General features: G+C 60.0%; 12 protein-coding genes and 1 pseudogene. 5 read left to right on the forward strand and 8 right to left on the reverse strand.

What is annotated here, in order from left to right:
* Nucleotides 1-224 precede the first annotated feature (224 nt).
* Nucleotides 225-2,045 (reverse strand): DUF3141 domain-containing protein, encoded by a 1,821-nt coding sequence (locus AC0X69_RS22735; protein WP_482614112.1) that lies wholly within the window; start codon nt 2,043-2,045, stop codon nt 225-227.
* Nucleotides 2,046-2,821: 776 nt separating this feature from the next.
* Here AC0X69_RS22735 and AC0X69_RS22740 point away from each other — a divergent pair.
* The 4 genes from AC0X69_RS22740 to AC0X69_RS22755 all read left to right on the forward strand — a co-directional run bounded on the left by AC0X69_RS22740 (nt 2,822) and on the right by AC0X69_RS22755 (nt 7,503).
* A complete protein-coding gene (locus AC0X69_RS22740; RefSeq protein ID WP_482614174.1) occupies nt 2,822-4,567 on the forward strand; it encodes an ABC transporter ATP-binding protein/permease in 1,746 nt (581 codons plus the stop codon).
* 42 nt (nt 4,568-4,609) lie between these two features.
* Nucleotides 4,610-6,019 (forward strand): glucoamylase family protein, encoded by a 1,410-nt coding sequence (locus tag AC0X69_RS22745; protein WP_482614114.1) that lies wholly within the window; start codon nt 4,610-4,612, stop codon nt 6,017-6,019.
* 44 nt (nt 6,020-6,063) lie between these two features.
* Nucleotides 6,064-6,492, forward strand: a complete 429-nt coding sequence (locus AC0X69_RS22750) for a hypothetical protein (RefSeq protein WP_482614115.1) — start codon at nt 6,064-6,066, stop codon at nt 6,490-6,492.
* Between the two features lie 195 nt (nt 6,493-6,687).
* Nucleotides 6,688-7,503, forward strand: a complete 816-nt coding sequence (locus AC0X69_RS22755) for a class I SAM-dependent methyltransferase (RefSeq protein ID WP_482614116.1) — start codon at nt 6,688-6,690, stop codon at nt 7,501-7,503.
* Between the two features lie 216 nt (nt 7,504-7,719).
* On the opposite strand, the gene AC0X69_RS22760 is transcribed toward AC0X69_RS22755, so the two are convergent.
* From AC0X69_RS22760 to merT, 7 genes and pseudogenes are all read right to left on the reverse strand, one after another.
* Nucleotides 7,720-7,995: a hypothetical protein gene (locus AC0X69_RS22760; protein WP_482614117.1), complete on the reverse strand. Its 276-nt coding sequence runs from the start codon at nt 7,993-7,995 to the stop codon at nt 7,720-7,722.
* Between the two features lie 239 nt (nt 7,996-8,234).
* Nucleotides 8,235-9,257 carry a hydroxyacid dehydrogenase gene (locus tag AC0X69_RS22765; protein ID WP_482614118.1) on the reverse strand — a complete coding sequence of 341 codons (1,023 nt, stop codon included), beginning with the start codon at nt 9,255-9,257 and terminating at the stop codon, nt 8,235-8,237.
* A 172-nt stretch (nt 9,258-9,429) separates the two neighbouring features.
* A pseudogene (locus AC0X69_RS22770) lies at nt 9,430-10,263 on the reverse strand (putative PEP-binding protein); the annotation flags it as partial.
* A 166-nt stretch (nt 10,264-10,429) separates the two neighbouring features.
* Complete coding sequence (locus tag AC0X69_RS22775) at nt 10,430-10,753, reverse strand: hypothetical protein (protein WP_482614119.1); 324 nt, start codon at nt 10,751-10,753, stop codon at nt 10,430-10,432.
* A 3-nt stretch (nt 10,754-10,756) separates the two neighbouring features.
* Nucleotides 10,757-12,412 (reverse strand): mercury(II) reductase, encoded by a 1,656-nt coding sequence (gene merA, locus AC0X69_RS22780; protein WP_482614176.1) that lies wholly within the window; start codon nt 12,410-12,412, stop codon nt 10,757-10,759.
* 186 nt (nt 12,413-12,598) lie between these two features.
* Nucleotides 12,599-12,877 (reverse strand): mercury resistance system periplasmic binding protein MerP, encoded by a 279-nt coding sequence (gene merP, locus AC0X69_RS22785; RefSeq protein WP_482614120.1) that lies wholly within the window; start codon nt 12,875-12,877, stop codon nt 12,599-12,601.
* Nucleotides 12,878-12,894: 17 nt separating this feature from the next.
* Nucleotides 12,895-13,299, reverse strand: a complete 405-nt coding sequence (gene merT, locus AC0X69_RS22790) for a mercuric ion transporter MerT (RefSeq protein ID WP_482614121.1) — start codon at nt 13,297-13,299, stop codon at nt 12,895-12,897.
* Between the two features lie 288 nt (nt 13,300-13,587).
* Here merT and AC0X69_RS22795 point away from each other — a divergent pair, with 288 nt between their 5' ends.
* Nucleotides 13,588-14,067 (forward strand): MerR family transcriptional regulator, encoded by a 480-nt coding sequence (locus tag AC0X69_RS22795; RefSeq protein WP_482614122.1) that lies wholly within the window; start codon nt 13,588-13,590, stop codon nt 14,065-14,067.
* Nucleotides 14,068-14,385 lie beyond the last annotated feature (318 nt).

Here is a 14,385-nt window from a genome sequence, read left to right on the forward strand (position 1 = left end):
CCCAATCAAGTCTTTCTCTTCGATGAGCTTCTCCTGACAAAAGGCGTGATTACATCCTGAGATAACTCTGGCCGCCTGGCTGTCGTCGCGCATCTCGCGCGACATGGCGATTGGCGCGCTGAATTCATTCGGCCAGAGGGGCTGGCATGGGGTTCTGTCTTCGCGCAACCATCAAACGACGGCGCTATCGTTCGCGTCGCCAATGACGAGGCCCTTTGCGCCCGTCAACATTTGTGCGCCTTCTGACCAACCATACGCTGCTGCGGAAGTCTTGTTGCTATTGCAAACGGCGTTTCAAAAATGGCGGCAAAGCTCATTTCTTCCATTTGATCCCGCCAGACGCGCGCAGTTTCGAATATTTGCGAGACCTGCGCGATAGCCGCCCGTTCTCGAACTATGAAGTCGCTGTTATCAGCCACGGGATGGCGATGATCTCGGACCGCCTCAGCCAGCAGTTCGATTCCGCGCATCATGGGGCAGAACTGCTCCGAGAGCAGATACCGGCTTGTGCGCATAGGGTGGATCCAGTGTAGAATGTTTGCAGTCCAAGGATTTGAAAGCGTCTGCACCCACGGGCTAATGACGGCGGCATAGATCGAATCAGCGATCTCCGAGACGGCGCGAACGTGTTCGAAAGCCTCTACCGGATGGGCGAATTTCAAGGCGGAGACCTCGCGTGGTTCGAACCGGACCGAATAGTTCGGCCTATGGCAATCCCGCTGGCCCGTCGGATTGTCGATTTTCATTTCATAGAGCCCCGGCGCCAGCGCTTCGATGTCTGCGAGGCTTTCCAGGATCGCGCGATGCTCGAACTGCGCGACTGACGCCGAGACGAAAATGCCGAGATGTCCAACGTGCGGATTGATGAGATAGACGATCCGCTGCCCAGCGCGTTTAAGATCGTCTGTGTCCTCATATACAGCGGGGATCCAGCCCAGCGCCTGATGCGGCGGCGTGATATTATCGCCATAGGAGGCGAAGATCACCAAGGGGTTCTTGATCTTACGTAGATCGGCGAAGCAGCCTTCGCAGATCCGAAACAAGCCCTGTTCGAGTTGATTGCCGATGAACAAGTTCTCGACGATGGCAAGAATCTCCTCGCGACTCAAGCTATGAAAGCCGCTCCACCAGCGTTCGAAATCAAGAAAGCGCTCGCGCTGGGTGTCAATGTGGGTGAAGAGGCGCGCGTATTTGTCCCAGAGCGCGTTTCCGGGATTCAACGTCTCGAAGTTCTGTGCGAGCCAGGCGCCATCGAAGCGCCCGTTGCCCAGATCGGCAAATAGATGCACGAGCCACGCGCCGCCAAGCAGGCCGCCAGCGAGTCGCGCCGGGTTGAGGCCCGATTCCCCTGCCCAATAGGACAGCGGCGATCCATTAAGAACGGCGGGTCCAACGAGGCCCTGGCAGTCGGCCGCAAGCAAGGCGATCGCCCAGCCGGCCTGGCAATTGCCGTAGAGCGCCGGTCGTTTGCCGGGATGGCGCCTCGCGACCTGTTCGACGAAGCGCCGCAGCGCGTGCAGCACGTCGGCGAGCGTCTGGCCGTCGCAAGGCTCGGGAAAGAAGATCACGAAATAGACCGGATGCCCTTCGAGCAGCGCCATTCCCACTTCGGACTCGCGCTTGAATCCGCCGATGCCTGGCCCGTGGCCAGCGCGTGGGTCGACAATTATGACGGGCGCCTTTTCCTCGTTGACGCAGTCGCTTGCGCGACAACCCTGTGCCTCGGTGATGCGTAGCAGCGCGTAATTGGCCGGTTTCTCGAAGGCGCGCGCGTCGAGGAGCAGCTCCCATTTAAAGTTGAGGAGGGCCGGCAGGCCAAGCCGTTCGTGTTCGAGCAAATTGTCTGCGCGCTGGCGCAACGTGTCCCAAAAGAGAATGCCCCGTTCGATAACATCGTACTGGTAGGCAAGGAAACTGGCGAACGAATCGCTTTTCGCTTCAGCCGAGGCCGCCGGAATGACGCTCACGTCGGCGCCCGCTTGCGCGAGGGAAGAGAGCGAGCTCTCACCCGTGCTCTCGTCGCCGACCTTGTTGGTGGAAGCCATTGCCGTGATCCTTTAAGAACGCGTCCGCCAAGGCGGAACAGCTCAAAGCTGATTTTCAAGGTTGGCGGAATCCATTTTCGGACAGTTTGCCAACGAACGCTGCAGGTTGTCCATACAGACTCCGTGGGGATCTCCGAACCGTTCGAGTGAGTCCTGTTCCTTGCGCGCCAGACGCGCGCAAATTTAAAACATCACGGGCGACATAACGAGTCGGGACCCCTCTGTCACGTTGCACCAAAGTGTAAGAATGTGCCGGTTGGCACATATTGCTGCAACCCATTTGAGAATAATTTTGGTCGAAAAAATCAATTATGCTGCAATAATGATAATGCCTCGGGCGGTGCTCAGACGCCGAGCATTGCCGAGGCGAGCGCGTTGAAGCGGGTGCGGTTTCGACGCCGTGGGCAAGAGTTCATTCTTTGCTTCGGTGACGCCGAAGCAAACAAGTGAGAGCTGGACCTCATTGCTCAAGAAGCGAGCGTATTCAGAACGATGCGATTCCGCGTGATCCGAAACGACTCCGCTAGGTCGGTCCAGCCAAGCTTGGGATTCCGTAATGCCGCCGAAGGCGCCAAACGCCAGATTCCCTGACGGCCTGGTTCATCCAGTTAGGAGATGCCTTCCCGCGAACGATCTTTCCGATCAAGGACGCAAGTGATGCTATAATTTAGTCTAACAACAAGGATCGAGATTCGATGGTGGAGCAGGCCGACACGACGTGTCAAACCGTCGCCGAACGGCGAACGGGAGGCGACGGATTCGCGCCGCAACTGAAAATGCTCTTGGAGGCGTTCTACGTTTCGCGCGACCGCGCCATACTGCTTTGGCTCGGCGTTGGTCTCGTGGCTGTCGTCGCTGCGACCGCTTATGGACAGATCAGGCTCAACGCCTGGAACCAACCGTTTTACGATGCTCTCTCCCGCAAAGATCTTCCGGCCTTCGGCTCCCAACTTATCGTTTTCGTCTATATCGCAGGCGCTCTGTTGATCCTGAACGTGTCCCAGACGTGGCTCAACCAGATGACGAAGATGAAATTGCGGGAAGCGCTGACACGAGACCTTTTCGCTCAATGGCTCGCGCCCAAACGCGCTTTTCTCCTCGCCGGCGCTAAGGAAGTCGGAGAGAATCCGGACCAGCGCATCCATGCGGACGCCCAGCATCTGGCCGAACTTTCCACTGATCTGGGCGTTGGGCTCGTCCAAGCGACGCTACTCTTAGCGAGCTTCATCGGCGTTCTGTGGATTCTGTCGGCGGGCGTGGTGTTCGAGTTCCAGGGAAAAAGCTTCGCTATTCCCGGTTATATGGTCTGGTGCGCGCTTCTCTATGCGGGCGCGGGATCATGGGCGAGTTGGCGCGTAGGCCGACCGCTGATCGCCCTTAACGGCGAACGTTATGCCCGCGAGTCCGATCTGCGCTTCGCCCTCGTTCACGTCAATGAGCATAGCGACGCGATCGCCGTCTACCGCGGCGAGGCAGAAGCGAGCGATCGGCTGCATCGAGAGCTTGATCGCCTTCTCCTCATTTTGCGTCGGCTCGTCGGCGCAACGACGGGCCTGACTTGGATCACGGCCGGCTATGGATGGTTCACGATCGTCGCGCCGATCGTCGTGGCGGCGCCCGCTTACTTCGCGGGGGATCTTTCTTTTGGCGGGTTGCTCATGGCCGTTGGCGCGTTCAATCAAGTACAGCAGTCGCTACGGTGGTTCGTCGATAATTTCGGCGTGATTGCGGATTGGCGCGCGACGCTCTTTCGTGTCGGCGGCTTTCGCCAGGCATTGATCGAAATGGACAAGCTCGGTGACGAGGCGAGCCGTATCGAACTCGTTACGACATCGGATGACAAGCTCCGCCTGGATGACTTTGGCGTCATTTCTCCCTCGGGGTGTACCATGTTGAATGAACCGCATGTCGAGATCCCGCTGGGAGATCGTGTCTTGATCGTCGGCGAGCCCGGTTCAGGAAAAACCACTCTTTTCTGCGCGATGGCAGGCTTATGGCCATGGGGAAGCGGCAGGATCTGCCTGCCGCCGGTGCAGACCGTCATGTTCATGCCGAAGCGCCCTTATATACCTGATGGCGCTCTGCGCGACGCTCTCTCGTATCCGGCTCCGGCATGCAGCTTCTCGGATCAGGAGTTCATCGCAGCTTTAACGAAAATGGGCCTGTCACATCTATCGCGCTGGCTCGATCGTGTCGCGCGATGGGACAGGGAACTGAGCGAGCCGGAACAACAAAGTCTCGCTTTCGCGCGCGTTTTGCTTCACAAGCCGCGTTGGGTCTTTGTCGACGAGGCGATCGAGTCTCTTGCTCCGCAGGCGCGCAAAACGCTTTTCAACATCTTCGAGCAGGAATGGGCGGCAACAACCCTCGTTCACATCAGCGGACCGCAGGCTAAGGACGAGTTCTATACGCGTGTTCTTTATTTGACCATGAATCCTCAAGGTCAGCGACTAAGGGCTCCCTGCGTGCCGTGTGATCCAGAAGCCCGAAGGCGAAGAGCCGTCCTTGCAGATAAACAATAAGTAAACCCGCATGGCGCCCATGCCCCGTAGGATCGTTCGCCGATGACAATCGCTCAAAACGACCGGATCATCTCCCAAAAAAGGCCGGTCCTATCGGATGCGGCGCTTCTTGATCTCGTGCAGCGCCAAACGTTCCTCTATTTTTGGGAGGGCGCGCATCCCGCGAGCGGCCTTGCGCGCGATCACATCAGCCTCCTTGAAGAGCCACAGGATGATTGCGTCGCGATCGGAGGTTCCGGCTTTGGCGTCATGGCCATCATCGCCGCGACGGAAAGGGGATGGCTCACTCGGGATGAAGCTCTGACGCGTCTTGCGCTCATGCTCAATCTCCTGGAACGCGCGCCCTGTTATCACGGTCATTTTCCGCACTTCATGAATGGCCGAACCGGCGCCTGTTGCGCGCCCAGAGCCGGAGTGTCGTGCTACAGCTGCGGCGGCGCCGGCGGCGCGACCATACCCTTCAGTCGGAAGGACGACGGCGGCGATATCGTCGAGACCGCGCTTTTGTTTCAGGGCCTGTTGTGCGCGCGACAGTATTTTAATCGCGATACGTCCGCCGAGAAAAGTCTGCGCGACCGCATCACCTGCCTGTGGCTCGATGTGGAATGGAACTGGCACGTCCGCGAAGGACATAGCGTACTGACTTGGCATTGGAGCCCCAACAATGGTTTCAGCCTTGCTCATGAAATCCGCGGCTGGAACGAATGCCTATTGACTTATGTCCTTGCGGCCGCCTCGCCGCGCTATCCAATGGACTCGTCAGTCTATCACGATGGCTGGGCGCAGAGCCGGAGCTTTTTGAACGGCCATTTTTATTACGACATCGAATTGCCGCTCGGCCCTCCTTATGGCGGGCCCTTGTTCTTTTGCCATTATTCCTTCTGCGGCCTCGATCCGCGTGGGCTCGAGGATGTCTACGCCAACTACTGGCGACAGAATACGCATCATGTGCGGATCAATATTGAACATTGCGTCCGGAATCCCGGGAATCACAAGGGTTATGGACCATCCTGCTGGGGGCTCACGGCGAGCGACGATCCCGGGGGGTACTACGTGCACGCGCCGGGAGACGATAAATGCGCTCGCGCGTGCGGGAGCGGGCACGTCAGTGTGCAATGTTGCAAGCGGCATGCGCCGGATGAGGACAATGGCGTGATTGCGCCAACCGCGGCATTGTCGAGTTTCCCATATGCGCCGGAAGCGGCGCTTCGCGCCATGCGGCATTTTTACGATGGGCTCGGCGACAGGCTTTGGGGTCGTTTTGGTTTTACCGATGCGTTCAGCGAGGACGCCGATTGGTTCTCCCATACCTATCTTGCAATCGACCAGGGACCTATCGTCGCGATGATCGAAAATCACCGCACGGGTCTGTTGTGGGATCTTTTCATGAAGGACCCCGATGTGCAGGTCGGATTGCGTCGGCTCGGATTTCAAAGCCCGCATCTCAAATAGGACCCCGCTGAGAGCTGTAAAAGCCAGCGGTCAAAGAAAATGCGATGAGCGACAATGCGGGCACGCTTTTGGAATGGAGGGAGCGCCAATATCTGCTCTCCGCCGCCGCCATGCTCAGGGCGGTTTCAGCAACCGAACTCGTCAAAGTTCGTCGCCATTTTGGGCAGACCATTCGGCCAGCGGAGCCGGCACAGTTTTACTTTCGCTTCGCCGAAACAATCGGTAGAGGGGCATTGATTCCGGTTTCGCAGCAAAACCGGAATGTTTTGGCTTATATGCTCGCCACCCCGCCACGCCTCCCGAGGCGCTCGCGGCTACATCGATCGAACCACTATTCAGAGGAAGGCTCTTCAAAGCGCTTCTCGATCGCGGGACATGTTCATGGCCATGGTGCGGGCGCACACGCCGGCCTCGGGGAATGGATGGCCGGTTCGACACAAGCCAGAGAGCACAGTCATGAAAGCCATCGATAAGCAGGCTGCCGCAAATGGGCGTGTAACCCGATTGTCCCGAAACCCGATCGTCGCTGCCGGCATTCATCAAGCCCCTGTTGTATGATAGCGAGATTGGGCCGCTGAAACTGGAGCAGGTTTTCAAAACGTGATGGGGCAAACGACATGCGGAGAACATCGAGACGCGACCACGCCTGGCTCTACCCGATACTATCCTTGGCGCTCGCCGTCGGCATTCTGCTCGCTTTCGGACTCACCTGGTGGCATGCATTGGCTGTTACGGCGCTGCTTGGATGTCCGCTCGTATTATTATGGGGTTTGATTTTCAGTTGGTCCCAACCGGAGGCCGGAAGTGAGCTAGCGCCGGAGACCGATGGCATGACCATCGAGTGGATCGCGCCCTTCTACGACCGTTTGTGCACGTTGCTCGGGTTGGGTCGCGCCTTCCGGAGGCAAATTCTCGAGGTGGCTGCCCTAAAGGCCGGCGAGCGCGTCCTCGATGCCGGTTGCGGAACCGGCGTATGGACCCGTCTTGCCGCCGAGGCGGTCGGCTCTTCGGGTCGAGCCATCGGCTTCGACCCTGGTCCTAGGATGATAGGGATCGCCCGCCGTAATGCTGCCCGGGATGGAAGCGGGGCGGCCTTCGAGTTGGCCGCTGTCGAGAAGCTTCCTTTCGAGGACGCCAGCTTCGACTTGGCGCTGTTGAGCTTGGTCCTCCATTACCTGCCGGCCGAAGTGAAGCGAAGCGGCCTCAAGGAAATCGGCCGTGTCCTTCGGCCGGGCGGGCGGTTGATCGTAGTCGACATAGACCGGTCCCACAGCGTGCTGTGGCGGATCGTCCTGTGGCCGCTTTCGCACGTGGGCGCCTCGGCCGACGCCTTCGAAGGAAAGATACCGATCTACCTGCGCGAGGCTGGGTTTGAACCTGTGACAGTCGAGGGGCGGTGGCGGAAGTCGTTAACCCTTTGGCGGGCAATGAAGCCGCTGTCGTCCATCGCCTCTGTGGAAACGCCTGCCAAGTCAACCGATTGAGATCGACTCGTCGAAGGCGCCGCTTGCGCGAAGAGAGTGAATGGCGGCTCATGTCGTTGTGACGAGCTCACAACGACATCGTGAAAGGCGCTATTAGGATCCCCCATTTGTAGCGTCACGCCTTGAACACCTGGAAGACGAGAACGCAATCGAGGCCGCGCATCGCCTCATGATGTGCGTGGCTGCGTTTTGTCAAAGCGCACACCCCCGATCAGATCAATCAACCTCCAAGCGCTGCGCCGGGGGCGGGATCGACTCGTCGCCCAGCGCACACGCGTGATCTGCCAGATGCGCGCGTTTTGTCTTGAGTATGGAGTTACATTGCAGGGCGTCGGCAAGTACAAAGGTAACCCTCCGGTGAGGAAGAAGCAGCCGGGCGCTGGCGCTTGTCGCATCCATCAAGCCGCCGATCGTGTCGGCGACGACCCGGAATTCAGCGGCGCGCCAACGGCGGTGTCGCTCAACAGATGTGAAGGCGTTGATCCGCTTCATGGTACTGTGACTATCCTTAGGAATTGTCACAATGTCCTACATCCAGGGGCTTCGGAAAGCGGTCCTTGTCGGGCGCATACGATCATCACGGACCACGAAAAATTCCGAGCGAGACAACAACCAACTCCCGCTGGCGCGCATCAACACCCTCGAGCTCGATCAGCGTCCGCAAGACTCAAAGCCTCCCGCTTTCGCTACAACATCAGCCCGGCGGACCTCGATGATCCAGATCTTGACGCTTAATTCATGCGCGATGGTGATCTGCTAATGATGTTCAGCGGATGGCCCTCGAGGAAAGCGTGGATGTTTGCGACCGTGGTCTCGACGATTCGATCTACGGCTTCCTTTGTATTGAAAGCGCTGTGCGGCGTGACGATTACATTCGGCATTCGAAGCAGCACATGATCCGCCACGAGATCGCGCAGGTCGTGCTGATTGCAGAAGATCGAGCAAATGAGTTCGGCCTCCTCGCGGATCAAAGGCTCGTCGGGCAACACGTCGAGTCCGGCGCCAGCCACCTTGCCCGAGCGGAGCGCTTGGATCAACGCAAGAGAATCGATCAAGCTTCCGCGCGCCGTGTTGACGATGATGACGCCGGTCTTCATCTGTGCGAACGTCTCGGCCGAGAGCAGATGATAAGTCTCGGGTGTCGCCGGAATGTGGAGCGTGATGACGTCCGAGTTCGCGAGCAACTCGTCAAAGGTCGCGTAGCGGAAGCCGAGATGCTCGACGAGCCGCGAATCGGTCGTCACGTCATAGGCGAGCACATTCATTCCGAATCCTTTGGCGATGCGGATGACATGGCGGCCAATGCTTCCCGCGCCAACGACGCCGATCGTCTTGCTCGCGAGATCGAAGCCTTGCAGCCCCTGCGGCGAGAATCGGCCGGAACGCGCGCGTTCCACGGCCTCGAAGAGGCGATGGCTGAGAGCAAGCAGCAGCGCGAAGACGTGCTCGGCAACCGTGTTTTCGCCGTAACTTGGGACGTTGCAGACCGTGATTCCGCGTTCCGCGCAATAGGCCATGTCGATGTGATCGTAGCCGGTCGATCGAGTCGAGATCAGCTTGAGGGATGGAAGCTGTTCGAGGATCCCGCGACTGAGCTCCGAATAGATGAATGTTGAAATCAAATCTGCATTCAAGATGCCATGCACATTGGCGGCGCCGAGCGGCTCCGCGACGAACCGCAGTTCAGCGACGGGGGCCAAGCTACTGAATGCTGCTCGTTCGCGCGATTCGGCTTCAAAGATCACGATTTTCATGTTCCGCCCACTTTGTCGTGACAGCTGAGAGACGCGGCGATTGAGATCGTCGTCGCGAACCGAAAAAATCTGGCTTCGCTTACGTTGTCTTGGCGAAATTCGCGCGTCAACGTTCCGTCAGTTCATTGACAGGGCCAATAGGATTCAGCCTTCGGCATCTGGTCCATGGCGCCTAATTGATCTTCATCTTTCCGGCCTCCGCCGCCGCCACGTGGCGCTTCACCGCGATAAAACTGTCCGGGGTGACCGACACGGAGTCGATTCCACATGCGACGAGAAACTCGCCGAACTCGGGATGGTCGCTGGGCGCTTGTCCGCATAGGCCGACCTTTGCTCCGGCCTTGCGGGCTTCGGCGATGACCGTTCGAATCATCCATTTCACTCGCCTCATCTTGTTCGTCGAAGAGATTCGCCAAATCTGTCGAATCGCGGTCGACGCCGAGCGTGAGCTGGGTCAGGTCGTTGCTGCCGATCGAGAAGCCGTCGAAACGCTCGGCGAAGGCTTTCGCCAAAATCACGTTGGAAGGGATTTCACATATCACATAGACCTGAAGGCCGTCGTCGCCACGCTTCAAACCATCGGCCGCCATGACCTCGAGGACGCGGTCGGCCTCCTTGGTTGAACGGCAGAAAGGGGGATCATGACGATGACATTCTTGAATCCCATCTGCTCCCGCACGCGGCGGATGGCGCGGCATTCGAGCGCGAACCCCTCCCGGTAGCGCGGAGAATAATAGCGGGCGGCGCCGCGAAAGCCGAGCATCGGATTTTCTTCCCTAGGCTCGACTCGGCGCCGCTGATCAGATTGGCGTATTCGTTGGTTTTAAAGTCGCTCATCCGCACAATCACGGGAGCCGGATGGCGCGAGGCTGCGATGCGCGAGCGCCTGGGCGAGCCGATCCACAAAATATTCGATCTTATCGTCATATCCGACGGACAATTGCGCGATGCTTCTCTTGGCATCTTCGTTCTTTAGCGTGTCGTAGTGGATGAGGACCATCGGATGCGCCTGTGCTGTCTCAGCCATCTCTGAGCGTCGAACTCTCTGGTGAGTTAGATGACGGTCTCCTCCCATTTAGCGCGCCCGACGCGTTTCGCGACGACGACCCTGACCAAGCCGTTTGACCAATCAAAGAGGGGAACATCAAGGCGCCGAACACCTGCGTCCGCGCTCATCGCGCCGTCAGGCGAAATCGCGCATCCAGCCATCGCCAAGGGCTGCAGCTGATCTTCACCCAGCGGCCGAGCAGAAGACTGGGCGCCGCCCCCAGTTCTGGGCAGCCCGGATAGGCCATCACCGCCGCGAGGACATGGGTCGCGCCGAGCCAGCCTGCGACGATAGCCAGCGCGATCCAGACGGCGGCTGACGACGGTAGCGCCAATGCCAGCGAGAGTAGCGCGACGCCAACGATCAATCGCGCCCAGCGCTGCGCGACGTTCAGCGGACGCCAGTCGGCAGAGCTGTCGACGCAACAGGGCGCCATGCGTTCTTTCATCGCTTACCCCGCGCAGCAGGACAGTTGCTTCACGTCCTTGTTGAAGGTCTGCGCCGCGAGCTTCAGCCCCTCGACCATCGTCAGGTACGGAAACAACTGGTCGGCCAGTTCCTGCGCAGTCATTCGCGCCCGGATGGCGAGCGCCGCGGTTTGAATGAGTTCGCCGGCTTCGGGCGCGACCGCTTGCGCGCCAATGAGGCGGCCCGAGCCGGCCTCCGTGACGAGCTTGATGAAGCCGCGCGTGTCGAAATTCGCTAAGGCGCGCGGCACATTGTCGAGCGTCAGTGTGCGGCTGTCGGTCTCGATGCCCTCATGGTGCGCTTCCGCCTCGCTGTAGCCTACGGTGGCGACTTGTGGATCCGTAAACACCACCGCCGGCATGGCGGCCAGATCGAGGGCGGCGTCGCCGCCGCTCATATTAATGGCCGCGCGGGTGCCGGCCGCCGCCGCCACATAGACGAATTGTGGCTGATTGGTGCAGTCGCCGGCGGCGAAAATATGGGGCGCGCTGGTGCGCATGCGCGTGTCGACGATGATTGCGCCCTGCGGGTTGACGGCGACGCGGGCGGCTTCCAGCGCCAGGCCGCACGTGTTCGGCGCGCGGCCTGTGGCGATCAGCAGCTTGTCGGCGCGCAATTCGCCGTCACCGGTCGTGAGCACGAATTCACCGTCCGCGAACGCCACGTTGCTCGCTTGCGTGTGCTCCAGCACTTCGACGCCCTCCGCCCGGAAAGCGGCCGTGACCGCCTCGCCGATCGCTGGGTCTTCGCGGAAGAACAGCGTGCTGCGCGCGAGGATCGTCACCTTGCCGCCCAGCCTCGCAAAGGCTTGCGCCAGTTCGACGGCTACCACCGACGAGCCGATCACCGCTAGGCGCGCAGGGATTGTGTCGCTCGCCAGCGCCTCGGTCGAGGTCCAATAGGGCGTGTCCTTAAGGCCAGGGATCGGCGGAACAGCCGGGCTCGCGCCCGTGGCGATGAGGCAGCGGTTGAAACTGATTTCGCTTTCGCCGCCTTCGTTCAGCCGGACGATCAGGCTGCGACCGTCTTGGAACTTCGCCTCGCCACGCAGCACGGCGATGGCGGTATTGCCTTCAAGAATGCCCTCGTATTTGGCGTGCCGCAACTCATCGACGCGCGCCTGTTGTTGGGCGAGCAGTTTTCCGCGGTCAATTGTTGGCTCGCTCGCCCCAAGGCCCTCGTCGAAGGGGCTCTGCCGGCGCAGATGCGCGACATGAGCGGCGCGGATCATGATCTTGGAGGGCACGCAGCCGACATTGACGCATGTCCCCCCGATCGTCCCACGCTCAATGAGCGTGACCCGCGCGCCGTCTTCCGCGGCGCGCAGCGCCGCCGCCATCGCTGCTCCGCCGCTGCCGATGATCGCCACTTGCAATGGCGCGCCCCAGCGCTCTTGCTTGGCGTTTCGATCGAGTATTTTACCAGACCGTCTCTCTGAAACGCTGACGCCGCGGGCGCGTTTTGCGACAACTGCTTGATAGCCTGCGGCATGCACAGCGGCGGAAAGCGCCGCGGGGTCGAGCGCCCCGTCGCCGCTGACTCGCGCCGTCCCTTCGGCGTAGGACACATTCGCCTCATGCACGCCGGGGGCTTTGAGCAAGACCTTTTCGACATGACTCGCGCAGCTGCCGCAGGTCATGCCGGTGATCTGCAAGACCACACTATTCCCTTCGCGCCTTCGATCGGATGAGGCGGGGGATTCCTCAGAACCGATTCGTTGCCCGAGGACATGGCGCAGGCGCGCGAGAAGCGGCATGGCGTGGCCCATCACGGCGCTAAACGAATGTGCGAGCGCTGTCTTGATCGAAGGTGTTTCGTCCATGGCTCACTTCTTCAGTTCAGAAGGATAACCGGCTCCTTCGGTCGCCTTGATTAGCGCTTCGACGTTTGTTTTCGCATCGTCATAGGTCACCATCGCTTCCTTCTTCTCGTAGCTCACCTCGGTTGCTTGCACGCCCTCAACCTTGCTCAACGCCTTCTTGACGGTGATTGGGCAGGCGGCGCAGGTCATGCCGGAGACCGACAGGGTGATCGTTTGGCTGGCTGCCCAGGCCGGCGCACTGAAAACGGCGGACAAAGCGATCATCGCGGCGAGTTTTTTCATGATCGGGGGATCCTCTTTCAGTAGAAAAGCGGAAGCACGTAGGGGAAAACGGTCGACACTCCGATCAGCGCCGCGACGCCCCAGAAGATCACTTTGTAGGCCGACCTCACCTGCGGCGCGGCGCAGGCCTCTCCCGGTTTGCAGGCCACGGCGGGGCGATAGATTCGACGCCAGGCGAAGAACAGCGCAACGAAGGCGGCGCTGAGGAAAAGCGGCCGAAACGGCTCGAACGCCTTGAAATTGCCGAGCCAGGCCCCGCTGAACCCGAGGCTCACCAGCACGAGCGGACCGAGACAACACGCGGATGCGAGGATCGCGGCGACGCCGCCGGCGGCGAGAGCCTTGCGGCCGGACGCTCGGTCCGCCGCCGGTTGGTCAGATAATCGGTCGGACGCTTTCTCGGACAGTATCTGTTCGGACATGGAGGTTTTCCTCGCTTCTTTTCAAAGAGCCGTCGGAATCGGTCCGCGCCAACCTCAGGCGCGAACCCAACGTATGAAAAGGAAAAGCAGCGCGGCAATCCCAGCCGTCACCGCTAACCCGATCGGCGTCATCGCCATTTGGATGAGACCAAGACCTTCGCCGTCACACATCGTCGCACCCTCCCATCGTGCTGCTTGCCAGCGCCGTCCGGCCGGAATAATCAGACCCTAGTGCCTGTAGCCGCTACAGGGTCAAGAGGATTTTTCACGAGCGCCAAGAGGCCGGACATGAAGCAAAAAAAGGGGCTCTCGATTGGCGAATCGTCGAAGCAGAGCGGCGTGAACATCGAGACCATCCGCTACTACGAGAAGATCGGAGTCATGCCGGCGCCTGATCGTAGTGCGAGTGGGTACCGGCTCTACGGCGCGGACCATCTCAAGCGCTTGAGCTTCGTGCGGCGCAGCCGGCAACTTGGTTTCAGCCTCGATGAAATTCGCGGCCTGCTTCGCCTCGTGGATGGACACGCTTACACCTGCGCGCAAGTTCGTGAGCTGACGCTGGATCACCTGGCGGAGATTCAGCGTAAGATCGCGGATTTGAAGCGGCTCGAAAGGGTGATGGCGGAAATGGCGGCTCAGTGCAGCGGGGACTGGGCGCCTGAATGCGCGGTGATTGACGCTCTCTTCGATACGCGGCCGCCAGCCGTTGAACCCTCCGGGCGTCAACCGCCAATGCCGACGGCAACCTCAGTCATGAGGCGGCGGTAGCGTCGGTACATTTTTCCTCGCTCCAACTCATGCGACGGCCTGCTCATGGGCTGTCCTTCTTTTTTGGTGCGAGCCGCTTGCCTCACGCCTGCGCACGCCGAACTGCGACGGCCTCGGCCTTTAGGAACTGGACGTGAAGCTCGCCGCGATTGGCAGGATCGTGAACGATCAGCATATGCAGACCATCCGCAACGGCGTTTACGCGGCCCGGGCGGCGCCACTGCGATTTTCCAGGACATGTCCGCTTTCTTGTCCGACAATCATCCTGCCCGGCTTGCCATTGTCAGACATAGTTTCCGGACAAATTGGCGATCGACC

It is taken from the genome of Methylocystis sp. Uni0008, from assembly GCF_056838045.1.